A 23,897-nucleotide genomic window follows, 5' to 3' on the forward strand; every position below is an offset into this window, starting at 1 on the left:
GCGGATAACTGCAAGCGCTGAAACATCGCCGTCTCAGGCGTCAGTGCACTGAAATTTATTTACATAATCCCTATTATAAAATTATTTCGATAGTCTGCAGTCCGTGGTGTTCCTCAAGCTCGATTTCGGCAACACACAAAAGATGTCATCCAAAAGCTGACAACAGGCAAGCCTGAAGCTTGCTTCTGTCAGGATCCGGGTCACCGGTGGTTCCGCGACAATTACGACGGTGTATCGGCGCACTGACTCATGGCCGGCGTTCGGTACTGGGAACATGTGTACGCTGCGCCGTTTCCTGCTGTACTTTACAGGCAACGTTATCCTGCCTACGTAGGAGGTTCTTCTGTATCAGGGCGCTGTCCAAATGATCGACCGTTTTCAGGGTAATATCAATTCTGACATGCTGCGACGACTGCTGCGTGAGAACCTGAAATTTCAGGCGCTCAACTACGGTATCGCAATGGCCGCAATGATTGTCATCGCGATCACAACCGCACTTACGGCCTGGATCATGAAGGACATAATCGACTCTCTTGTCCAGTCCGGGGATCGTGGCAGAGTTCTGGCGGTTGCAGCCGGTGTCGCGACGATCTTCACTCTGAAAGGTGCTGCAACCTACACACAAGTGGTTTTCCTCAGCCGCGCCGGCAACCGGATTGTCGCCAACCAGCAACGCAATCTCTACGACCGGCTGCTCGAGCACGGCGTGTCATTTTTCAATTCGCTGGATTCATCAAACATTCTGATGCGGGTAACGAGCTCCGCTCAGGCAGCACGGGCTGTCATTGATACCCTGATCATGGGCTTTGTGCGTGATCTGCTGACACTGATCGGGCTGATCATCGTGATGGTATACCAGCAGCCTACCCTTTCGCTTTTCTCTTTGATCTTCGGCCCGGTGGCCATCCTTGGCGTTCGCCTCATCCTGAAACGGGTTCGTGGCATCGTCGAAGCAAACATGATGTCGTCCGCAGAAATCATAAAGGTCATCCAGGAGACATCCTCCGGCATTCGCGTCGTAAAAGCTTTTGCCCTTGAAAAACATATGGCCGAAAGAATGAATTCAGCGATCTCCAAAGTGGAGGACCGCTCGAATGCAATGGCCCGATTGAACGGGGCCACAAGCCCTCTGATGGAGACACTGTCGGGTTTTGCTATCGCCGGCATTGTTGCGCTCAGCGCAGTGGGCGTTTTCGGAAGCAATGCTACATCACCTGGCGAGCTGATGTCCTTTATTACCGCCTTGCTGATGGCCTACGAACCCGCAAAACGTCTTGCCCGCATGCGTGTGAGCATCGAGGCGGGGCTTGTCGGCGTAAGCTTCATGTATCAGATCCTCGATACTCCGATCTCCGTAAGAGAATCCCCGAACGCGCGGCCTTTGCCGGACGGGGCTGGCCAGATAGAATTCAGGGCTGTCGATTTCCGTTACACCGACAAAGAACCGCTGCTGCGCGGCCTGACCGTCACTTTCGAGGCAGGGAAAACAACTGCACTGGTGGGCCCTTCAGGAGGCGGTAAATCCACAATAATCAATCTCATCCTCAGGCTGTATGATCCCGAAAAAGGAGCCATTGAGATAGACGGGCTGGATATCCGCGAGACGACTTTCGGGTCCCTGCGCGATAAGATCGGCTTTGTAGGACAGGAGACTTTCCTGTTCGATGGCACACTCAGACAGAATATCGCCCTGGGTCGCGAAGACGCATCTGATGAAGAGATATATGCGGCGGCCAAAGCGGCAAATGCCCATGATTTTATTCAGAAAATGCCTGAAAAATATGATACTGACGTCGGTGAAAACGGCGGAAACCTGTCTGGCGGCCAACGGCAGCGGATCGCAATCGCGCGGGCTATTCTGCGAGACAGCCCTGTTCTGATCATGGATGAGGCAACAAGCGCGCTGGACTCAGAATCCGAACACCTTGTGACCGAGGCCCTGCAGACCCTGTCCAAAGGTCGCACTACCATCGTGATCGCACACAGGCTTTCAACGATCCTGAGCGCCGACAAAATCGTGGTTATTAAAGACGGAGAAGCGATTGAACAGGGTACTCAGGGCGAATTGCTGTCTCAGAATGGCGTGTTCCGGTCGCTGTACGACCGTCAGTTCAGCACTGCAGCGCCGCATGAATGAATGTCAAGATTCACAGTAACAGATAGTCATACGCGCTGGTGCAGGACAAATGTTCCTGCAACAGAAGACCAGCGATCTGTGCCAACGCCCCTGCGATGAGCCGGACTGGATTGCAAAACACTCCGGCGGACAGCGCGACATTGAATACAGCAACACTCAAAAACGGCTTCCAGACAGATTGGAAACCATTCCTCGCTTTCGCAGGAATGGAACACGTGGAGGTTATCGAAAATGGCAGTGTTTCTCGTGCGGTTGGTCCAGCAGGCCCTGCCCCTTTTGTCACCCAGAGCCCGGCTATTTGCAGGTGGTGCTTTCACAAAGCCTTTGGTACCGATGGGGAACCATCTCAACGATAGCGCGAGGAGCCCGAAGTGAGTGGATTCGAAGACAGACTGAAGCAAATGCATGATCTTTATGCAACCAGAACGGTCTGGGATGTGCCCGAGGATTATTTCAGCTGGGGTCGGGACAAACGTCACTTGCTCGACGATAGTGAGGCTCTTGCTGAAGAGCCTGTCCACAACGAAAAAAAACCGATGATAAAGCGTCTGGCCCGGACAGTACGATACGCTCTGAGGAAACTGAGAGGCAGTAACATTCAAGACAGGGATCCTCAGGGCTTTGAGGATTTGCTGCGTATCCGATACGCCAGTTTTGCTAGCACATACGATCTGATGAGCAATGAAGCCTCGAAAACGCTTTTCGCTGAGCTGATCTATATGAAGATTGTTGGCCCGGAGAATATGCGTCTGAGCACCTTTACCAACGAATTCGTAGAGACTTATGAAAAAGCATCTGACAGTATTCTGAATGCGACCGGGGAACGGCTGATCTATGGCTGGAAACTGAAAAAAGTCAAATTCGACTCTCCGTCGATCGAGCTTTTTACCGCACCAACGGTAGTAAACAATCATCTTGCAGGTCGGTTATACGAATATAATCACGGTGATGTTCACATCAGTGTTTGCCCGGGTGATATTGTAATAGACGGGGGCGTAGGCTGGGGCGACACCACCACATATCTGGCCGCCAAGGCCAGTGATGGAAAAGCCGGAAAGGTATTTGCCTTCGACATTCTGGAAGATGGCCTGACGGTCTTGAAAGAGCAGGTCGCTCTGAATCCTGGCGTAAATGTTGAACCTGTCTTTCTTGCACTGACCGACGTTAATGATGAACTTCTGAGCGTCGCCAATCCTGGTCCGGGCGCCTATTTGTCTGATCAGAAAGGTGCAACAACCGTCAAAACATGCAGGATTGACACTTTCGTTTCGAACCGGAACCTGGAAACTGTCAATTTCATCAAAATGGATATCGAAGGAGCCGAAATCCCTGCACTGACAGGTGCGTCAGATACAATTCGCAATTTCAAACCGAAACTGGCAATCAGCGCGTACCACAAGTGGGATGACTTGCTGGCAATTCCCACACTGATTCACTCAATTCGTAATGACTACGAATTCTATCTGGACTGCACGACCGGGTTTGGAGGAGAAATCGTTCTGTATTGCAGGTAAAGCAGTTTCCAGGCCACCATGGCCCCGATACTTCGTGATTGCGCAGTTAAACCGATGCAGAAAGCTGCGGCAGAAAATCGAGCTGATCTACATCCAGAACCGGGATCTCACAGTTCTTCCGGACATCATGACGCTCGGCGAATTCGTTGTCGATAAAAATCGATCGCTTACCGATGTATGAAGACTTTAGTTGGGTCTTCTTTACTGGAATGATTTTTCGGAAGTAGGTTGGATCAACACCAATAGACGCCAACGTATCGGCGATGGGCTTTGTGTGTCGGGTAATGAGAGTCAAAGATACGCCGGCACTGTACAGCTTCCGCAGCGCACTAATCCCGTCAACAAGCGGCCCGCCAAGCCAGGTCAGTGTTTCATCCAGATCAAAATAGGCATGGTCAAAATCAAACCCATACCTGGGAAAATCGTCTTGCCGACACCAGGTGACATCCCTCGGCGACACAAAATAGTGCGTAACAACCTTTCGACGCAGAAAATTCTGCACGATAATCAAAGGTATGTTTATGCCTACCGCCCGCAGCATCGTCCAGCTGTCACTGTTATGACAGGCCAGAAGGGACACATCGGGTTTCCCGCCCGATCCGTCATCAGTTATGGACAATGAAAAAATGCTGTTTTCTGAACCGACGAACCGCAAAGCTCCAAATTCCGCGCTTTGAATATCGGAATGCAACTCTGGCGAAAACAGATTCAGAGACGTTCGGCTGCCATCGATACCAGCCCACATGCCTCCCAGAAACCGGGGTACGCCTTCATAGTCCAGCATCAATACAACATCGGCGCGCCACGCTTCGCCCGACCCTGCAAGGTGTGTACTGATACAGCGGGCAACGATGGCGCCCAGGGATCCGGATTGATCGACTGGCACAGCTGGGTTTTTACGACTGGCAGTCTGCAAAGGCTGTCGGTTTTTAAGGTCCCACACACACTCACTCAGATATCCACCCAGATTTACCGGATCATCAAAGTGTTCGATTACTACCTCTCCGCCGAGGCAAAAGATGACGAGTACCGGTTCATCCGCGGGAAAGGTCGCATCCGTAAGACTGTCGAGGCAACACCAACTCATGTGGACATGACCAGATGTATCGAATGGTGCCCTCTCCGACGCTATCAGGAATGTGCAATGCGTCGAGAACCGCAGGCTGCGGCAGATATTGACGAACTGCCGGGTGACGTCACCGATCAGGATACACGGCGGATACTGCTGTCTCATCTGAACCCGAAATATCCAAGTGACGAAAGGTCGTACCCTGTACCTAGATACGCCTGAAGCTTCCTGTTGTCCTCATCGAACGCCTCAAGAATCTCGTTTTTTTGTTCAGAATTCAGGTTCGGTATGAAAGTCTTTTCATCCTTGGCAAAATAACCCTCAGCCGACTTCTTTTTCTTGTTGAAATGACTGCCCTCCAGGTTCTGTCGCACCCCTTCCAGGTCTGCCCCCAGTAAATCCGCCATCGCCTTACTTGCAGCGCTAAGATCACTCCGCCACTCTTCGAAAAGGAATACTCTGGGTACGCCAGCCCCAAAGACGTTTTCAAGAATCTGAATGTAGGTATAGAAGCGATAAATTTCGAAGCCACTGGGGTCAATGTTGCCTGCCTCATCAAACAGCAGGTCCACGTTTTTATATTTTTTCAGATTATATTCTTCGACGTATTGCGAAAAAATCAGATCAGCCTGATTTCGGATCACAATCAAAGGAATGAACTCGATACCCTCTCCATATACCGCCTCAATCTGCTCTTTCACTGCACGCGGAAAGTTGGACGGATCCTCAATATCATCACCGTAATTATTGCGTCTGAGCTTGTAGGGTGCAGTAAAGCTCTCATCACTCAGGATGTTGAGCATGCCTTCTTTGAACTCGAGAGAGTGTGGCAGTATATCCTGACGGTTGAACAATCTGCTGCTCGGTCTCAGGTCCAGGTGCTCAGCCGGGTCGTTAAGGCGCCAGGTTTTGAGATTGACCAGCCCCTGCTCGTGCAACGGCTGAAACAATCCGAACTGCAGCGTGGACGACATGGCTTTCGGAAAGCCAAAGTGAAGTAGGACTCGCATCTGTTTCCCTTACGTTTTACACCACTCACCGAGTGCCCCGGGTCCGATCCACATAAGTGTGTCAATCACCGACAAATCCGGTACAAATTCAAACCCGGGCGTCTCATACAAAAGTTCACAGGGCTCGTAAAATTCAAGTTCGATACCTGCACGGCGATAGACTTCAGGATCAAACAAAGAGCGTCCGCCCGGAGCGTTGGAGTAAATACGGGCCCCTATCTCTTTGCTGATGTGGCAGGCCCATTCACCCGGAGCCATTGCATCAGGCAACTCCACGGGCATTTGCGACAGAACGTCAATCCTCGTATCGATATTCAGAAGTACACACAGAGATGACAGACAGAAAGTGTTCAGATCCGCTATCGTTTCATGATCATCCGCAATACAGGTCTGAACAAATTCAATCGTTACTCTGTAGTAAGGAGCGGAGTGCTCATAGATTCTGAGGGCATCCAAAAGATCTGCGCGCCAGCCGACCGACCCTAACCCGGCATCCTTGATACTGCCACGGGATGCGCCTTTGGCGACTGGCACATTGATGTAGCTCCAGCCCGACTGCTTGTTCAGGATTCTGTTTCGGGTGACGTAGGACTTACGCGAGAACTTCGGAGTGTCGAAAACTATCCATCTGTCGCATTGCGCAATATGGCGGAGTTGCTGCGCATAAGGAAAAAAGTAGGGCTGCATAATCCCAAGCCTTCCAGCACCCTCGGGCCAAAGCTTGCTCACAGAGACATCTCAGTTACCATCCCCATTTGCGGACACAGTCGCCGTCTTCCAGCGCCTGCTTAAGGCGCCTCAGCATGCCGTCCAGCAAAACAGGTTCGTACCCAAGTTTCTCTTTCTGTTCGTCGACGTTGTAGATAGCGCACTTGTAAGTTCTTTTATCCGGAAAATATTCATAGACGACGTTGTTCGGGTCCGGCGAAAATACAGTGCCGATGCTGCGTACAAAATTTTCCGTAGTCACAGCTTCGCCGGTGCCAACATTGAACGTTCCACCATTTAGATCGCTCTCGTAACACAGCTCAATCAGGGACATCAGATTATCAATGTGAACGTAATCCCGGACCATATCCTTGTCGCCCCAGATCTGCAGTGGTCGCCCTGCCATCGCTTCACGAATAATCTGAAGAAATGGCATCATGGCCGGTTTGCCGTGGCTCAGATAAAAGGGCGTTTCCGGGATCAGAAAAATCATGGGCAGTCGCAGATTGAAGACCCTTACACCGAAGGCATTTCCATAATAATCACCGATCATCTTGGCACTGGTCTTCGTGATCGCATACATAACGTGATCGCCGCTGTAGTTGATCGCTGGCGGAAGATCGTTTTCCAGAAATCTGTCATTGCGCCAGTACTCTTCGTAGTCGCGATGAGAGGTCGTGTAGACATACGCCGGAATCTGGTTCGTTCTGACAAATTCCAGAACATTGAAAACACCTGAGATGTTCACATCAACATAGGACTGCAAGGTCGCGTCAAGATCGGTCTTTTCTGACGTTGGCAGGATGCTGGGCTGAACACCGGCAAAATTGATCACCAGATCAACATCGCGCGGCAGCAGTTCATACAGCGTTTTGTCTCTGATGTCGCCGCGGACAAATGTCATCTTCGGATGTGACAGAGAAAAATCTGAACGACCAACCCCAAAAACAGTCCAGCCGTTGTCCAGAAACCGTTTTGCGCAGTACCGCCCACAGTTTCCGGTCGCTCCGAAAATAAGTACTCTCATAGTCTGATCAGTCCTTCTAACCGGGTTCCGGCATACAGGTCACGACCCCACAAGGCAACGCGTTCCTTACAAGCCAAAGTTGTTTCCGCTGCGAGGTTGAGCAGAATGCTGCGCACCCCCGAATGACCCATTTCACACAATGCTTCAGGCATTCCGGCATGACTTGACCGTTCCAAACACATAGCATACCGATGGACGAAACGGCATGCGTGGGAACACCTTTGCGTTGAAAACTGACGCCGCGCCCGCCGTCCCGATGAGGGGTTTCACGGAAAAAGCAGAGAGCAGTTGACCTGATGCCACAAGCGAAAAGCCTGACTTGTATCGTCAACAACTACAATCGCTGCCATTTCATTCCAAAATGTCTCGAAAGCATACTCGCGCAGAAAGTCGACTTCCCGGTCGATATCGTAGTTGTCGACGATTTTTCGACTGACCGATCGAAGGAAACTGTCGCGGAGATAAAACGTGCGCATCCCGACGCCAGCATTCACTTTCTTTCCACCACGGCCAATACCGGCCTGGGAAAAAGGGCGATCATCGAACTTGATGCGGCTCTGAAGCCTTTCATGCAAGCACGCTATTACTACAGGATCGACTCAGACGACTATATTACCGACCCGACCAAGTTTGCAAAACAGGTCGCCGCCCTGGAGGCGCATCCGGAGTGCGTAGCAGCCTGTCATCGATACAACATTCTGGAAGATGCCACAGGTCGGGAGCATGTCGAGAAAGGTTTGCCGGCTGGCATTTATTCAACGTCAGATCTGATCGACCTGTGGGGCTCTGTTGTGCTCTATTCTCATGCTTCAACTTACCTCTACCGCAACATTCATCAGGCCGTGATGCCACCGCTCTTTCGAGACCAGTCGTGGGCCGTGGGAGATGTGATATATAACTGGATAATGCTGCGGGACGGCAAAATCTTCGTTTCCGAAGACGTTATGTCCACGTACCGAGTGCATTCTGGTGGCGTCTGGAATTCTCTGACTGAGCAGGAAAAAAACCGTGCCAACAGTGCACTGAACTACAAAGTTTTCCGGGCGTTCACGCCAGCCAACAAACTTCGGTTTGCCACAAGGAAGCTCAGAAGGCGGTCTCTCCGCATATGGAACAGGATTTCCACGTCAGGAACGAAGGTCAGCTGATGGTGCATTTACTACGGTGCCCCCGGGTATCGCTGCCCAATATAACCAAATATCTTGAAACGGCTGACGCCGCTCAGACATATTCAAATTTTGGACCCTGCAGTCGGCTTTTACAGAAACGACTGGCAGAACAGCTATCTGTGCCGGTTGAATCGACATGCCTGGGATCAAATGCAACAGCCCTCTTGTCGGCGGCCTGCGAAGTGGTTTCCAGCGAAAACGGCCCGCGGTGCCGTGGGTTTTTCCCGGTATTTTCCTTTTTTGCGACGTTTTCAGTCGCAAAAATGCTGGATCGGGAATGCCTGTGGTATGATCTCGACGAAGCTCTTTTGCCTGTGATAGACGACTGTCCTGCCCCTCAGGATTTAGTTTACCTGACCGCAACATTCGGTACGAGCAGCCTCGAAAGGCTGTTTGATTTTGCAGCCAGCGTTCCATGCCCTGTCATTATTGACGCAGCGGCCTGCCTTCCCGCCCTGCTCTACAACAGGCAAAAGCTGAGCAACATACCGCCCAATGTGATCGTAGTGTTTTCGCTGCATGCAACGAAGTTACTGAGCGCAGGCGAAGGTGGATTCTGCGTTTTCGGGAACAACATCCCGGATCACATAGAGAAACTCACGAACTTTGGAATTGATACCAAAAGGTCGCAAAAATGGGAGCGATCGTTCAATGCGAAAATGTCCGAGTTCAACGCTGCCGTCGGCCTCAGCAGTCTTGATGACTTCGAGACCAATGTGCAGACAATTATGCAGGCAAAAGAACAGGCCAGCAGTGTGGCGCAAGGCTATGGTCTGAACCTCTATCATGACTTCAGGACCCCTACTCTGACGCTGAATCTGCGCGTCAACGACGCTGCCGGCCTTATATCTGAAATGGTTGAAAACGGTTTTGAACTGCGCCAGTGGTGGTCACTCTCTCCGGAGGCCGACAGGACGATTCACCCGAATTCGTTTGCGCTTCATTCCGGTCTTCTGGGCCTTCCGTTCGACTGGACCTGCGTGAATACGTATTTTGAGCCTATGTGCGAAATGCTGACATCAACACCCAGGGCACGCCAGATGTTGAGCTGGTCTGATTGTTGACTGGCGACCCGAACACAGCTGCATTTTCGATTTCATCATGTCGATGGTCACGAAATCTGTGACAACTCCACCCGGAAATACCCACCTTTGCAAACACTCTGCAAGGCTGACGATCGCCAGGCTTTGCGACAGCTTCCGGGCTCTCTCCAGAAGCGCGATCCCCCGGCGGTTTTTGACAGCCATTCAGTGCACCCCATGACGTCCGGTGCCCAGAACTGAACCTCACAGAATGTGGTAGCCACTTTCTCTCAGATGTACCGGGGGGCTGACCGGGTCGAATATGCGCATAAAAACCTGAACCCGTTCGTTGTCTCCTGTCTGGAAACCTTGAATTATTTCTGAAAAGTGGGTCATCTGAACGACGGTTCACTCTGAACCGCTCTTACTGTTCATTCTGGCTCCGCTCAATGATGTGGCAGTATCCGGGTGACTTATCTGCTAGGGTTGATTGCATGGTTCTGGAGTCAGAAGCATACGAGCGAATGACTAAATCAAAGACGGGAATAAACACTTTGCCACTACCTGAGCTTTTCCAATGACAGCAACCGGTCTGGACAGAATTGACGGCTCGCGCCTGTCCTTGCGTTTGGCTATGCCCTCTGACGCCACTTACATTCACTCGTTACGCGTTAACCCCAGATACAACACTTTTCTTTCCACAGTGTCCGGCACTGCAGAAGATCAGCGTGCGTGGATTGAGCGTTATAAGACCCGCGAAGCTCTGGGCACTGAGTACTACTATGTGATTGAGCGGTGCTCTGACGCAACTCCTTGTGGGTTAGTACGCCTCTACAACATTGAAAATAAACAGTTTACCTGGGGCAGCTGGATCCTGGACGAGAACAAGCCGGCAAAAGCTGCACTTGAGAGTGCGGTGCTGATTTACAGGATAGGTTTTGAGCACCTTGGGCTAAGTATTTCCAGATTTGACGTCCGCGCCGACAATCAACGAACTTTGGCGTTTCATGATCGTTTCGGAGCCAGAAAAACCGGAAGCAACGAACAGGATGTTTTCTTTGAGTACAGCAAAACACAATTCATGCGTGATCGTGCGAAACATGAAAAAGCATACATGTCAGGTTGACCAGACCTGTTCGAACGGCGATTAAAGGATTAAATATCTGATTCTGCAGGAGAAAACTCACCCTGTAAGTGCGTCTACGTGCGCGACAAAAGAGTCCACGGGAAGTGTGTAAGCCGTTTTTGCGGTATCACGCGTGCCAGAAATCTTGTCACTGGAATCAACTGGCAAATACGTAAGCTGGCTTCCAGATGCACATGTCAGGTTCGAGAAAAAACTGCCCCCCATGTATTCCCTGTGTACCCAGATCAGACCTTTTGTCCCGGGGCGCATGAAAAGCGAGCCCGCCCAGGCCGCGCCTGAGGGTCCGACCACAATATCGGCATCATGCAGTATCTGAACCTGCTCGCGAAAACTGAGCTTTTCAAGATAGACAATGTGAAAGTCTTTTTTCCTGGCAGCGGCAATGATGTCATCCTGATTATACTGACGTACATCGGAAGGACGCGCGAGAAAGACACGCCTTGGCCCGTCCTGTCGCGCTGTTACTGCCAGTTTTTCCAGTACCGCGGAGCGAAAAGACTTCATCACTTCCAGGTTCTGGCTGTAATCTGATGGCTCCGGCCAATGCCCGCGTTGCATGTTGAACGGGCCGAAGACGGGTGGTGGACAAAAAAGCAATTCTCCGATCCGGTATTGATGAGTTTTTCGCAGCGCCACAACTTCCCTGTTTCCTCGGAAGAGATCCAGAGTTTCGCGAAATGTCGCGTTACCGAAGGCTTCTTCAGGCACCAGTAGCGGCCAGTCTGCATACTCGGCACCAAGATCCCCGGCCACCATGATCATTGGCAAAATTTCAATCAGCCAGTGATACCAGTTATATGACGCCTCAGCGAAACCGCAGATCCCTCTGACAATCTGTTCTTGTGGTCGGTTTTCGAAAACAAGACGGCCATCGGCATCAAAGGCACAACTTCGCCCGTTTTCCCAGGAAACACGGTGTTTGTTTTTAAATGCCAGTGAAGGCATCAACCCATACCCGTCCTGGCATAAGACAGAACTGTCAGAACGCACCACTACATCGGAAAAGATCAATGGGCTGATCGGGGGCAGTTCTTCACGGATGATCTTTTGCTCAGCCCCGAGTTCCTGTGGCGCCGTAACCTGCGAAACAGAGACGCCCGTAATCGCCGGCAGTTGCACCGACGCGCCGTTTTGATAAGGAGCAGCATCGACGGTCGTATAGCCCAAGAGCCTCAATGCTCCGGACGCGCTGTTTTTCAGCAAACCTTCCCTGAATGTCAGACGGATCAGCCTTTTCATCAGGCTTCGGCGAAAATTCATGCGTATCCTTCTGAGATAATAACCCAAGCCCTGTCCGCGTTGGTCGCGCATTCTGTTGGTATATTTAGCATCATAAATCCAGCCATAATACTGACGATCGGAAAGCGGGCCGACAGCCACTTTTCGTCAAATCTGACCGCTCCGGAGCTCAAAACGTTCTGACAGAGGCTAGCACAATGGCCGTCGTTTTTCTTCCCGGCAGGGTCATGCGCAATTCCGGCTTCTTCCCTTAAAATGGTTTTTTCATCCACCGCATTGTCAGTGCCTGCCAGCAAACGCACAACGCTTTCACCGGACTCACAAGTTACCGGAAGGGAAATATCAGAGTACATAAAGTTGGCTGGAGTCCTGGCAGTCGTCCCCAGATAACGTCCCGCTTACGGGCCAACAACCATCAAGTTGGCGAACTTGGGCGATGGTTTTCACAATAGGCTGAGCATCACGGACCTGGCTTTCGCTATCGGGTAACACGGTGTTTTTTGCCGTGGGGACTATAAAAACTGGTGCACAGGGTGCTGCAACTTCGCAAAAAACCGGTTCCGGAGATTCTGTTTCACCGCTTCGGGTTTTTCTGCGTCAAACGGCCGAACAGCCGGCATTCAAACCTGACCTGAACGTGACAGGCGCGAAGGGATTATGCGATCTTGAATTCAGTACAGGTTCCAGTTCAGCTCGTTCAGCAAGCATTTCCTTTCATACACTCACCCGGGGTCGCGGACGGTTGTGGACGCCAAGCGGCGTCTGACTGTTGTCTGCGCTTCGTTCAGAGCTTCTTCAGAAGCGGGTGTGGTCAGTCTTCTCAGTATTTCAAGCGTTTTCCTGGATGTATCGGGGTCAAGCCAAAGTGGAGATTTCTTGAGAAATGGAAACCCACAGTCAAAGATGTTAAATTCTGCGGTGGCATAGCTGACACCCTTGCGGGCGGCGGCGGTCAAAATGAAACTTATAACGTCGTCCCTGGGCAGATCGGGCAGAATTACGTCGACGCGCTGCTGAACCTCTCGCATTCTGCGGTCATCCATAATGATCAGCATGCTGGCAATGCGGCGCAACCGGATGTCGTCCAGCTGGGTCAGCTTCTGCTTCATTCGCCCGACATCAAATGTGGCACCATGCGAAAACCCGTTTTTCAGCGCCCACTGGGTCAGACCGATCTCTCCACGACGCACGGTCCGCTTTTTGCTGTTGCTCAAAGGAAAACGCTTCCAGAAATTCAGGAAACCCGGATGGCCGAGCATTTTGTTCGAAAAACTCAGCGCAAAAGAACAATAGTGGAAATTCGGGTGATCCACGCGATAGTCAAACTCGATATCCGCAAATGCCTCAGGCTCTGGTCTGGGCAAACCATAGTTGGATGCGGCAGCCGCGAAATCCACACCCAGAGCTTCGACATCCTCCAGCCAGTCGGTGGTATCCTGAATAGGAAACCACGTAGAGTCGTTCAGCAAAATGAGTTGCTCAAGCGCAGGAATGTCAGCACCAAGCGACAGAACGCCTTCACGATAACCCCCAAAATCATATCCGAAATTCGGGCGCTCGATATAATGATGACACAGGTTCAGAATGCGCTTCTTGTCATCTGAGGACAGAGGGACGTTGGAAACCACCGTTGTGGCGACGCCCTTTTCAGTCAGATAACGCAGGCTCCGCTCATGGGACGCAAGTACACCTTCCGATGGAAAAATCAGATATACGGCCCGACGCGGGCTCGCCGGTTGCGCGCCGGGTTCCTGCCGGACGCTTCCTGACAAAACCACATCATAGTATCGGGCGCCAAAGAACCATGTGAGCAGCCCTTCCGGAAAATTGATCACACTACGCATCAAACGCTTGAATTCACGCCTGATTTTCCACGATGATATCATTTCGCGCCTTTACCTGTACATCTGGGGACGACGACGTATCCCTGAATCATCGGATAATTTCAATGCACATACCACGGTCGGCACAACGTGGCCCCGCTCAACCAAACCACGCGGGAACCAGCGAAACTGCCGCATGCGCGCGTTGCCTGAATGTAAGATAGTTCATTGACGCAAACGCCAGTAAAGCGTTCCTGTCCCTGCGCCGGCGCGCCGCCTTTATCGATGCATTTGCAAATCTCCGGGTGATTTGGGGTGCGTGTTCGGCGCCAAACAATTCCGCAGTCTTCTGCCGTGCCCATTCCCAGTCTTGCAGACTATCCATCCCCATCGTATCCCATCTGAAAGCGCGCCATCTGTCAGCCGGGACATACTTTGCGACCACTTCTGCGACCAGTGTGAACTGCCGGCGTGTGACCCTGTGCACGTTGGCACCATGTAAGCGGTACAGCCACAGAGCATCAGGATCAAAACAGAACCGCATGCCCGTCGAAACCATTTCCCCGAAAACACGCATAAAGAATGCATAGTCATCGGCAATCAAGTCGGTATCAAACCCACCCATGCGTTCTGTAACAGTCCGGCGCACAACCATTCCCTGCAGGTTCAGTCGCGACACCTGAACATAGAGGTGTTGTTCCAGTAACTGGCGCGCGTCTCCTGCGTTCAGAAGCTGCAGCAGGTCGGGTCGGTAAATGTTCTGCATCCGCATTGTGGGGTCAGCGGCAAAGGGAACAGCCCGCGCGAGCATAAGTGCAATCCGGGGATCACCTTCCAACGCCCGAACTGTTTTCTCCAATGGAAAAGCCGGACCCAGCATATCGTCCCCGGACATAAACAGGATGTACTCCCCTTCTGAGGACTCCAGAAGCGTTTGCAGATTGCCAGAAATGTGACCACCGCTGTTATCCTGTTCGATCAGATGAATTTCCTTTGGAGCAGTCCTTGCAAATTCCCGCGCCCTGGCGGCTGTTGCATCTGTTGATCCATCATCGAGTACCCAGATTTTCAGCGCTGCATAGTTCAGTGCGACCAGACTCTCCAGGCAGGGTTGGATAAAGTCTTCCTGGTTATAAGTCAGAACCAGTACTGCGACAGACGGCACATCCGTTTCGTCATTCAATGCCGCCAGTGACGTCTGTTTTGCCATGCGGTTGTTCTACCTTCTCAGGATGGAGCACTCAGCGCATCAAGAAGGCTCCGGGCTTCCGCAAAAACCCAGGCCGGAAACCTTAATGCACTGCAGAAAACTAACTCTTGCGCAACATGCTGTCATCCGAAAAACCGTCGGTTATTCCGCGTCCAAACCACTTTGAAAGCATGCCAAAGCAACTGCAGAGGGCGAGAAAAAAACCTTCTTAAAGCTTCGAAATCTTCCAGGGCCAACATCGTCATCCTGCCACGTCTTTTGAAACCCATGCGCCCCTCAGTCTCTTCCTGTCCGGCCAAAACAGCTCTTTTCTGCGCCGTGCAACGTGGGCGCGCCTCCAGCGGACAAATCCCGGACCATTCCAAAGAACAACAGGACATCCATCATTGGTGACGTTTAACTTTCCGGCGAAACGGCGCTGACCTCAGCAGCCGTCACTCTGAGACCGGTGTCGGCACCTGACGGCTTTACCCGGCTGGTCCATGATCACCGTCAACAAAAACTGAATATCTGGAAAGATGGCGAATGACCAAAGCGAGAGAATTCGACGCAATAACAGGCATCTAATCACCTTGTACTTTCCAAGAAAGAAAAGATCACAGTTTTGCCGAACCGACTGTGTCACAAAGACATTTCCGGGTACGAGGGCCAGTCTGGTGCAAAGATTCAGATTCTGGCGGCAATCCGGTTTACGGCATCAATGACAACGTCCTGATCCGCGTGTGTCAGTTGCGGGCCGATCGGCAGGCTCAACATGTCCCCGGCCATATTCTCCGAAAGAGGAAAATCGCCTTTGCTGAACCCCTGATCCGCGTAGGCTTGCTGCAAATGAGGCGGCACAGGATAGTGGATTGCGGTACCGACGCCGAGTTCCGTAAGCTCTGACTGCAGCTGATCCCGCTTGGGGTGGCGGATAACGAACAGATGCCAGACCGGGTCCGCCCAGTTGGGCACATAAGGCAGGCCAACACCTGTCAGACCATCAAGATAACGTCTGGCCAGGACGCGGCGACGTGCATTCCACTTTTTCAGGTGGTCCAGTTTCACACTCAGCACTGCAGCCTGAACAGGATCCAGACGACTGTTCGGACCCTGGACTTCGTTAATGTATTTTTCACGCGAACCATAGTTGCGCAAAACGCGCAGACGATCAGCAACGTCGTCGCGGTTCGTTGTAACGCCGCCACCGTCACCCATGGCACCAAGGTTCTTGCCCGGATAAAAACTCCAGCACACCGCATCACTGTGAGCGCCGATCTGCCGGTTCCGGTATACGGCACCGTGGGCCTGTGCAGCGTCTTCGACAATGGCCAGCCCGTGTTTCTGACCCATTGCGAGAATCGGATCAATGTCAGCCGGCTGACCGTAAAGATGCACCGCAATAATGGCCCGCGTCCGTGTCGTGACTGCCGCACCGATAAGTGCCGGGTCAATGTTACAGGTCCGCGGATCGGGCTCAACAGGAACGGGCGCCGCACCCACAGCCGACACAGCAAGCCAGGTAGCGATGAATGTATTGGCAGGCACAATCACTTCATCACCTGGCCCGATATTCAGTGCGCGCAGGCTCAGTACAAGGGCATCCAGGCCATTCGCGACAGTCACGCAGTGCTTCGCCTCGCAGAATTCCGCGTACCGCTTTTCAAACTCTTCGACCTCCGGCCCCAGGATGTACCACCCGCTTTCCACAACTCGTGAAACAGCCGCATCAATGTCTGGTTTGAGTTCCAGATATCCTTCTTTCAGATCCAGAAAGGGAACCGGTGGCATAGGATGGATTCTCCAAAAGATTCAGGTTTCGCAGGCAGGCGATGCATCCCTGTTTACACCGGTTTATCCTGACTTTGACAGGCCCTGGAAACAACTTGCTGCCTTGTGACGACGGCGGCATTCAAATATGGTTTTGTCAGCTAACTGAGTGACCTTGACATGCCCCTTTCTGACTGTCGCCAAATCGACCTGCCCAGGATTACAGATCAACGCGGCAACCTTACTTTTGTTGAAGCGGGCAACCATATCCCGTTTGATATAAAGCGGGTCTACTACCTGTATGACGTCCCGGGCGGTTCCGATCGCGGAGAACACGCACACCGGAACCTGCATCAGTTCGTCATCTGCATGTCCGGCAGCTTTGATCTGCTTCTCAAAGACGGGACGAACGAACGCAGATTTCATCTGAACAGATCTTACTATGGCATCTATGTCTGCCCGATGATGTGGCGGTATCTCGACAATTTCTCATCGGGCGCGGTCTGCATGGTACTGGCCTCAGAGAAATATGACGAGAGCGACTATATACGAGACTGGGATGAGTACCTCGCCGCAGTGTGATCTACAGAACTGAGACTTCTTCCCTTCAAGCTGACATCAGTAGTCTGATCTGGAATTGACCCATGCCGTCATTAACCGGCGCAGAGTCGTCTTGCTCCAGCCTTTCAGACAATGCTCTGGTTAACCGCGCACATCCTCCGCGAGGGCACCGAATATCGTGCCCGCATGATCGCGCAGATAAATCCGCAACCAGGGGGTGTAGCGTTCGGGTCGCTGCTGTGCATCCTGGATCAGGTCGGGGAAACGGACCCATTCCACGGCCATAACTTCTTCGGGGCTGGGCTTGATAACCAGACTCTCGTCGGCCTCTGCAACGTAGACATCGACCACTTCATGCTCCGTCAGCCCGCCCCCCACTTCCGCGCGATACTCCAGATGATGCCGGTGCTCCGGCGCAAGACCTGTGATGCCCAGTTCGTCGTCCAGTCGCCGGTTCGCACAGTCGAGCGGCGCCTCATCCCATTGCGGGTGTGTGCAGCAGGTGTTCGTCCACAACCCCGGCGTATGATATTTGCACATGGCGCGCTGCTGCATCAGCACCGCATCGCCCTTCAGCACGAAAACCGAAACGGCCTTGTGGCGCAGCCCTTTGACGTGCGCTTCCAGCTTTTCAACAGGCGTCAGCGTGCCGTTCACCCAGGCCGGGATCATGATCGTCATACGCGCGTCGTTGCCACAAGCCCGGTCAGATGCGCAAGGTTCTTGATCCCGATTTTCAGATGCGCCATGGGCCGGGCGCGCACCAGCTTCTTGTTCATGTACGCCTCGAATGTCAGCCGCTGCACGTCGATGTCGTGACACAGCGATACAAAGCGTTCGCGTCTCTCATCACTGCGGTAATAGGCGTTCTGCATCGACCCAAGCACACGGAAAACCATTTTGTGCTCGCGCATGAACAACTGCCGTGCAAGCCGCAGGTCCTTTACCCGGCCCGAGGCCAGGGTCGCAGCACAGGCTGTGGCCGCCACACGTCCACCGACCATTGCGTAATAGATCCCTTCGCCCGAAGACGGCGCAACCACGCCCGCCGCATCCCCGGCCAGCAGGACATCTTTCCCGTTGTCCCAGCGGTCCAGCGGTCGCAGCGGAATGGGCGCGCCCTCTTTGCGGATTGTCTCGCAGTCTGTAAGACCGGAGGCTTCGCGCAGAGCGGCCGTCGCCTGCTTGAGGTTAACCGACGACAGCTCTGTGCCCATGCCGACACTGGCGCTGTCACCATGCGGGAAAACCCAGCCGTAGAAATCCGGTGAAATAGATCCGTCATAGATCACGTCACAGCGCTTCGGGTCATAGATTTCGGACTTTGGCGGTGCTTTGATGATCTCGTGATAGGCAAAAACCAGCGGTACCTTGTCCGCGTCCTTTACTTCGGCCAGACCTACACGGGATTTGGCACCATCCGCACCGATTACCAGTTTGCAGGGCAGCTCACGCTCTTCCTGCGTGGCCTTGTCGCGATAGACCACCACCGGCGTTCCCTCCGGGCGTTTGATGCGCACAAAGGTACCGGTGAAATAATCGGCGCCGGCCTCTGCGGCGCGGGCGCGCAGAAACGGGTCAAAATCCTTGCGGTCCACCATTCCCACGAAACCGTTTTCGATGGGGATATCCACCATCCGCCCGGTGGGCGAGATCATGCGTGCGGTATTCACTTTGGCCAGCAACTGGTCATCGGTGATACCAAAATCCTGCATCAGCCGCGGAGGTATGGCCCCACCACAGGGTTTGATCCGGCCCTCTCTGTCAAGCAGCGCAACCCGATGACCGGAATTCACAAGGTCCAGTGCTGCGGTCGCCCCGGACGGGCCGCCACCTACGACGACTACATCATACTGCATATCATTCTCCCGGCATCATTGCGGCGCGACCCTCAGTGGTGGCGCCCGGTGAGGTCAGCCGCAACGCAAGAGCGGCGGCAATCAGAAAGACGAGGCCCTCAAAGGTAAAGACCACGCCGTAAGCGGTTGCATCATTGCTGGTGACGTGGCGCATCGTGTCGACCATGGCCGTGCCGATGAAGGACCCTGCCCCGAAGGCGATGGCCTGAGCTGCGCCGAACAGACCCATGCGCAGGCCTTCGCGGCCATCATTGCCTTCACGCGACAACCGCATCATTGCGCCAATGGCCGCCACGGCAAATGCACCGTTGGCCAGACCCAGCAGGAAAATATTGGGCCCCAACGGCCAGTCCGGCGCGCGTCCTCCGCCCCAGGCCAGGCCTGTCAGCGCGACACCTGACAGGACACAGCCGCCGACAACCCAGATGCGGATCGGCACATGCACCCAGCGACTGAGCAGTGTTCCGGAGAGCAGCACGAGCAGCATACCCGACAGGGCACCGGCGTGGTGCATGCCACCAAGCTGTGTGCTCTGACCGACGGTCAGGCCAAAGACATGGCCTGCATAGGGCTCGAGGATCAGGTCCTGCAGGTTGTAGGCCAGCATGGAGGCGAAGACGAAAAGCGTGAAATTGCGCATGCGGGGGGTCGCCCAGAACTCCCGCGCTACTTCGGCAAACGCGGCCCGGTCCCGGGCGGGTGCTGTTGCTCCCTGCCCTTCCTGGCCCCAGACCCCGACGAATGTCAGCATCAGCGCCACCGCTGATACGCCTGTCGTCACTGCCACCAGCCGGCTGTGGCTGTAGGGATCCAGCAGGATACCCGCTGTAATGCCGGTCGCCGCAAGGCCGAAAATCATCATGATCCAGACGAGGCTGCCAGCCGGCGCCTGACGTTTCTCGTCAACACGCGCTGCCAGCAGGGCCAGCAGGTTGGTTCCGGCAGAGCCGATGCCAAGACCGATCAGCAGAAAGGACGGCACCGCAGCCGCAATCCCCAGCCAGGCCGACCGCTCCATCAGACCAACCGACAGAGCCGCACAGATCGCGCCAAGCGCCAGCAACACGACACCGCACAGAATCCATGGCGTACGGCGACCACCCTGATCCGCGCCATGCCCGAACCGGGGGCGCAGGAACTGAGTGCCGTAATAAAGAGAGACCAGGAGGCCCGGCAGAATGGCCGGCAGCGCCAGCTCTACCACCATAACCCGGTTCATTGTCGCGGTGGTCAGAACCACGACCGATCCCAGTGCCATCTGCACCAGGCCAAGACGCGCAATTCCTGCCCATCCAAGCGGCGTCATGTCAGCCCCCGTATGGCAACGGCGGTGATCATCATGCCGATGATATAAAGAAGCACGCCTGTTCCGTTATACCAGGGTGCTTTGCCTTTCGGGTCGCGGAACATCACCGTCATCGCCCAGAACTGCACCAGCAGCACCAGCGCAACGCCGATGGCATAGAGCGGACGCCCCCAGGCGAACAACAGGGCCACCACGACCAGTTGCGGGGCTGCCATCACCGCACAGGCGACACGCGCCGCGCGGTCAGGTCCCAGCGTAACAGGCAGTGAATTGACACCTGTCTGGCGGTCGCCCTCAAGTGCCTTGAAATCGTTGAGTGTCATGATCCCGTGCGCGCCGATGCCGTAGAGCAGTGCCACCACGACAACCGGCAAAGCAGGTGCACCGGCACTCAGCACAGCTGCACCGGTAAACCATGGCAGTGTTTCATAGCTGAGCCCAACAAGGCCCGGCCCCCACCAGCCAGACCTTTTCAGGCGCACCGGTTCGGCAGAATAGGCCCACGCGGCAAGCACACCCAGAACGGTTGCGCCAAAGCCCCAGGGGCCCAGCTGCCAGCCGACAAACAGCGACAGCACAGACATGGCAAGTGCAATCCAAAGACCCCAGCGTCCGGGTATCCGGCCTGACGGGATCGGACGGTCGGGTTCGTTGATGGCGTCCACGTGCCGGTCGCACCAGTCGTTCGCGGCCTGGCTCATCCCGCAGACAACCGGACCGGCCAGAAGCACGCCCAGAAAGACCAGACCCCACTGCCCTGACGGCGACACACCTGATGAAACAACACCGCACAGATACGCCCACATAGGCGGGAACCACGTGATCGGTTTGATCAGACGCAGTGCTGCGGCGGGTTCAGGAAAACGGCGCGACTGTATGACCTGACTGACAGACATGTGTCAACTATGACTGACACATTGAGTCGGTGCAAGAGCGGTAAACCGGCAGCTTCAGCTGTTTTTGGCGAGCAGGCCGTACTTGCGCAGCTTTACATAGAGGCTCTGGCGCGACAGGCCCAGCATCTCGGCCGCGGCAACGCGGTTGTTGTTGGTCAGCTCCACCGCGGTCTCGATGCACATCTTCTCAACAACATCCGTGGTTTCGGCCACAATATCCTTGAGCGAGGCGGACCCGACCAGGTCCATGACCTTGCGCGCGGGTTCGGGCGGCATCTGACCCGGTGCAGCACCACTGCTGCCGCTGCGCGAGGCTTCGGTCCGGCTGACATCACGGATGATACAGCCCACAACCGGGTTTTCGGGGTCATCAAGCTGTGTTGCCGAAATTTCGACCGCAACACGCGCGCCGAGGTCATTTACCAGACGTGTCGCATAGAAACGCATCTGCCCGGACCGCTGTGGCTGGTCCGTCAGTACGCCAAGATCGATCTGTCCACGCCCGAGGAAATCCGCAAAGCTGCGCCCGATCACATCCGACATGTGCGGCGCACCGACCAGATCGAGGAAACTCTCGTTCACAGACAGCAGCACACCCTTGGGCGACATAAAGAGCATCGCGTCAACACCCGTGCGGAACAGCGAAATCATCTGCTCCGCCCCCGCCTCGGCCGGTTTCGCTGCATCGCCGCCGGTGCTCATGCGGCACATCAGTATCCTCTGTCCCGCTGCCCGGAACACAACCGGCTGCAGCACAACCTGCTGACTGGTGCGTGTCGCCTTCAGCGTCACCTGCCCGCCCTCGTCCGCAAGGGTGGCATTCATCAGCGCCTCGGTCAGCTCGACACTGGACCGGTCTGCAAAATGCTGTGCAAACGCACTGCCCCGCAGCGCGTCGGTACTCAGCCCCAGCACAGCCGCGGCTGCGTCATTGGCATCTTCTATCCGCCCGGTCAGAACAGAAACAAAAGCCACCGCCTGCGACGTGTTGGACATCAGAACCCGGTAGCGGGCGTCAAATTCACGGCGGGCCTCATAACCCTGCTCCAGCGCGATCTGCGCCTGGACCAGCTGTTGCTGGGTCTCAGCAATCGGCCGCAGGTCCCGGCCAAGAAGCAGTACGGCGTTCTCGTGACCAAACCGGTGGAATGTATAGCGCACCGGATACTGCCAGACGGCATTGTCGCTGTGGTTCAGTTCCAGCGGTTTCGAGGGGACTTCACCGTCCAGATAAATATTGTGCGCCTGCTCAAACTTCGGAACGGAATCCACCGTGAGAAACTTCACGATCGGCCGCCCCTCCCAGTGTTTGAGATTGCCAAAGGACTCGCTGTGAGAATTCAGAACCACCGACAGGATGATGCCTTCGGCAGAAACGACAAGCGCAATATCAGAGGCCGCACCAATGATGCTGCTCAGGAATTCCGGTTCTATGAGTGGGACTGCGCCGCTGCTCCAGAAGGTCTTGCCACCCGAAGTCATAAACGCAGTGAGGCAGCAGGTTTAGCTGTGCAATGGGAGACAGCCTCTGCTACGCGCCTTGTCACAATGTCCACGCCCGTCTTTTCTCTCAGTTCTCTGTTGTCGCCGTTCACTGCGCCACCCATGGCAATGACGACGTCATCTCCAACAGCGCTCCTGATGGTCTGCACCGTACGGCGCACACTTTCAAGTGTTTCGGTTCTGGCACATGTAATCAAAATCAGGTCGGGTGGATCCTGCATCAGCCGGAATGTCAGGGATCCCGCATCCTCATCATAGGAACTGCTGACCTCACAGCCCATCCGGTGCAGCTGTGCGTCAAGCACGCTGGCCCCCAGAAAATGCTGCTCGCCCGGCGGCACCAGAACGAGCACATGCAATCGTCCCTGGTCTGTCTTGTGATCGAAATGCATCGTCCGCGATGCTTCCCCGACAAGGGCCTGCAGCCGCAGTGTCGCAACAGTCACCTGGGCAAATGAAATCTCGTCCGCAGACCAGGCATAGCCCATCTCACGCGCCACACAGGGTACATAATTGTCTATAATGTCGTCTTTGGTAACCCGGTGGCCGCGCAGCTCTTCCAGCAGATCGTCAGCGCGGTACATACCGGGGTTCAGCACCGCACGGGTCAGATGATCCAGGACAAAGCGGCGCAGGCCGTCTACGGACACAGCCTGCCTGTCACTCAGCACCGATATTACCCGCGTCGCGAGCGCGTCGACATGAACCGGTCGGTTGCGCAGGGCGCCACGCGGGTCAGTATGATCTTCCGTCGACATGGCTTTTCCCAGTGTATTCCGGGCATCCTCTTCCCGGACTCGCTTTGCGCGTCAAGCGTCTGCCCTTCACCCCGAAATGTCAAATCAAATTGACATATTTGCGGAGAAACGGGCAGATTCCCCGACGCGATATCTTTCCTTTCCTTATATTTTGGCCAAATTCGTTAATTTCAGCTTAAAAAACTGTCAT

Annotated in this window: 22 protein-coding genes; 7 read left to right on the forward strand and 15 right to left on the reverse strand. The window is 54.3% G+C overall.

The genetic code is table 11. The features are described from left to right. The first annotated feature begins 364 nt into the window (after positions 1-364). Both Q0792_RS18575 and Q0792_RS18580 read left to right on the forward strand, forming a co-directional pair. Positions 365-2,137, forward strand: a complete 1,773-nt coding sequence (locus Q0792_RS18575) for an ABC transporter ATP-binding protein (RefSeq protein WP_298844410.1) — start codon at positions 365-367, stop codon at positions 2,135-2,137. A gap of 371 nt (positions 2,138-2,508) precedes the next feature. Beyond that, positions 2,509-3,651 (forward strand): FkbM family methyltransferase, encoded by a 1,143-nt coding sequence (locus tag Q0792_RS18580; RefSeq protein ID WP_298844413.1) that lies wholly within the window; start codon positions 2,509-2,511, stop codon positions 3,649-3,651. A 46-nt stretch (positions 3,652-3,697) separates the two neighbouring features. Here the strand turns inward: Q0792_RS18580 and Q0792_RS18585 are convergent, their stop codons facing one another. From Q0792_RS18585 to Q0792_RS18600, 4 genes are read right to left on the reverse strand one after another with little or no spacing between them, the layout of a single operon-like run. Further along, on the reverse strand, positions 3,698-4,885 hold the full coding sequence (locus tag Q0792_RS18585; protein ID WP_298844416.1) for a hypothetical protein: 1,188 nt from the start codon (positions 4,883-4,885) through the stop codon (positions 3,698-3,700). Then, on the reverse strand, positions 4,882-5,730 hold the full coding sequence (locus Q0792_RS18590; RefSeq protein WP_298844419.1) for a hypothetical protein: 849 nt from the start codon (positions 5,728-5,730) through the stop codon (positions 4,882-4,884). The genes Q0792_RS18585 and Q0792_RS18590 overlap by 4 nt, the downstream gene beginning before the upstream one ends. A 9-nt stretch (positions 5,731-5,739) precedes the next feature. Continuing rightward, entirely contained in the window at positions 5,740-6,459 is a 720-nt protein-coding gene (locus Q0792_RS18595; RefSeq protein WP_298844422.1) for a WbqC family protein, read from the reverse strand. A gap of 13 nt (positions 6,460-6,472) precedes the next feature. After that, positions 6,473-7,465 (reverse strand): NAD(P)-dependent oxidoreductase, encoded by a 993-nt coding sequence (locus tag Q0792_RS18600; RefSeq protein ID WP_298844425.1) that lies wholly within the window; start codon positions 7,463-7,465, stop codon positions 6,473-6,475. Positions 7,466-7,761: 296 nt separating this feature from the next. On the opposite strand from Q0792_RS18600, the gene Q0792_RS18605 reads away from it, so the two are divergent. The 4 genes from Q0792_RS18605 (at position 7,762) to Q0792_RS18615 (ending at position 10,782) form a co-directional block, all read left to right on the forward strand. After that, a complete protein-coding gene (locus tag Q0792_RS18605; protein WP_298844429.1) occupies positions 7,762-8,613 on the forward strand; it encodes a glycosyltransferase family 2 protein in 852 nt (283 codons plus the stop codon). Then, entirely contained in the window at positions 8,613-9,698 is a 1,086-nt protein-coding gene (locus Q0792_RS18610) for a DegT/DnrJ/EryC1/StrS family aminotransferase (RefSeq protein ID WP_298844782.1), read from the forward strand. The genes Q0792_RS18605 and Q0792_RS18610 overlap by 1 nt, the downstream gene beginning before the upstream one ends. Positions 9,699-10,012: 314 nt before the next feature. Next, a complete protein-coding gene (locus Q0792_RS20145; protein WP_367276792.1) occupies positions 10,013-10,237 on the forward strand; it encodes a WxcM-like domain-containing protein in 225 nt (74 codons plus the stop codon). Next, positions 10,234-10,782, forward strand: coding sequence for a GNAT family N-acetyltransferase (locus tag Q0792_RS18615; protein ID WP_298844432.1), 549 nt, complete (start codon positions 10,234-10,236; stop codon positions 10,780-10,782). Before Q0792_RS20145 ends, Q0792_RS18615 begins: the two co-directional genes overlap by 4 nt. Before the next feature lie 57 nt (positions 10,783-10,839). Here the strand turns inward: Q0792_RS18615 and Q0792_RS18620 are convergent, their stop codons facing one another. From Q0792_RS18620 to Q0792_RS18640, 5 genes are all read right to left on the reverse strand, one after another. Then, positions 10,840-12,063, reverse strand: coding sequence for a DUF563 domain-containing protein (locus Q0792_RS18620; RefSeq protein WP_298844434.1), 1,224 nt, complete (start codon positions 12,061-12,063; stop codon positions 10,840-10,842). Further along, on the reverse strand, positions 12,060-12,395 hold the full coding sequence (locus Q0792_RS18625; RefSeq protein WP_298844437.1) for a hypothetical protein: 336 nt from the start codon (positions 12,393-12,395) through the stop codon (positions 12,060-12,062). Before Q0792_RS18625 ends, Q0792_RS18620 begins: the two co-directional genes overlap by 4 nt. 369 nt (positions 12,396-12,764) lie before the next feature. Next, positions 12,765-13,877: a rhamnan synthesis F family protein gene (locus Q0792_RS18630; RefSeq protein WP_298844440.1), complete on the reverse strand. Its 1,113-nt coding sequence runs from the start codon at positions 13,875-13,877 to the stop codon at positions 12,765-12,767. Between the two features lie 148 nt (positions 13,878-14,025). Continuing rightward, positions 14,026-15,075, reverse strand: coding sequence for a glycosyltransferase family 2 protein (locus tag Q0792_RS18635; RefSeq protein WP_298844443.1), 1,050 nt, complete (start codon positions 15,073-15,075; stop codon positions 14,026-14,028). Between the two features lie 666 nt (positions 15,076-15,741). Beyond that, positions 15,742-16,845 (reverse strand): DegT/DnrJ/EryC1/StrS aminotransferase family protein, encoded by a 1,104-nt coding sequence (locus tag Q0792_RS18640; RefSeq protein WP_298844446.1) that lies wholly within the window; start codon positions 16,843-16,845, stop codon positions 15,742-15,744. 159 nt (positions 16,846-17,004) lie between these two features. Here Q0792_RS18640 and Q0792_RS18645 point away from each other — a divergent pair, with 159 nt between their 5' ends. After that, complete coding sequence (locus Q0792_RS18645) at positions 17,005-17,406, forward strand: FdtA/QdtA family cupin domain-containing protein (RefSeq protein ID WP_298844449.1); 402 nt, start codon at positions 17,005-17,007, stop codon at positions 17,404-17,406. A 120-nt stretch (positions 17,407-17,526) separates the two neighbouring features. Here the strand turns inward: Q0792_RS18645 and idi are convergent, their stop codons facing one another. The 6 genes from idi to Q0792_RS18675 are packed head-to-tail and all read right to left on the reverse strand — an operon-like array spanning position 17,527 to position 23,707. Continuing rightward, the gene (gene idi / locus Q0792_RS18650) at positions 17,527-18,066 is read right to left on the reverse strand and encodes an isopentenyl-diphosphate delta-isomerase (protein ID WP_298844452.1); all 540 of its coding nucleotides are present in this window, start codon (positions 18,064-18,066) and stop codon (positions 17,527-17,529) included. Then, entirely contained in the window at positions 18,063-19,244 is a 1,182-nt protein-coding gene (locus Q0792_RS18655) for a geranylgeranyl diphosphate reductase (protein ID WP_298844454.1), read from the reverse strand. The genes idi and Q0792_RS18655 overlap by 4 nt, the downstream gene beginning before the upstream one ends. Position 19,245: 1 nt before the next feature. Next, on the reverse strand, positions 19,246-20,550 hold the full coding sequence (locus Q0792_RS18660; protein ID WP_298844455.1) for a BCD family MFS transporter: 1,305 nt from the start codon (positions 20,548-20,550) through the stop codon (positions 19,246-19,248). Then, positions 20,547-21,446 (reverse strand): chlorophyll synthase ChlG, encoded by a 900-nt coding sequence (gene chlG / locus Q0792_RS18665; protein ID WP_298844457.1) that lies wholly within the window; start codon positions 21,444-21,446, stop codon positions 20,547-20,549. The genes Q0792_RS18660 and chlG overlap by 4 nt, the downstream gene beginning before the upstream one ends. Positions 21,447-21,500: 54 nt before the next feature. Next, positions 21,501-22,928 carry a transcriptional regulator PpsR gene (ppsR, locus tag Q0792_RS18670; protein WP_298844460.1) on the reverse strand — a complete coding sequence of 476 codons (1,428 nt, stop codon included), beginning with the start codon at positions 22,926-22,928 and terminating at the stop codon, positions 21,501-21,503. Then, positions 22,925-23,707, reverse strand: a complete 783-nt coding sequence (locus Q0792_RS18675) for a cobalamin-dependent protein (protein ID WP_298844463.1) — start codon at positions 23,705-23,707, stop codon at positions 22,925-22,927. Before Q0792_RS18675 ends, ppsR begins: the two co-directional genes overlap by 4 nt. Between the last annotated feature and the right edge of the window lie 190 nt (positions 23,708-23,897).

The organism is uncultured Roseobacter sp. (assembly GCF_947495025.1).
Classification (GTDB): domain Bacteria; phylum Pseudomonadota; class Alphaproteobacteria; order Rhodobacterales; family Rhodobacteraceae; genus Roseobacter.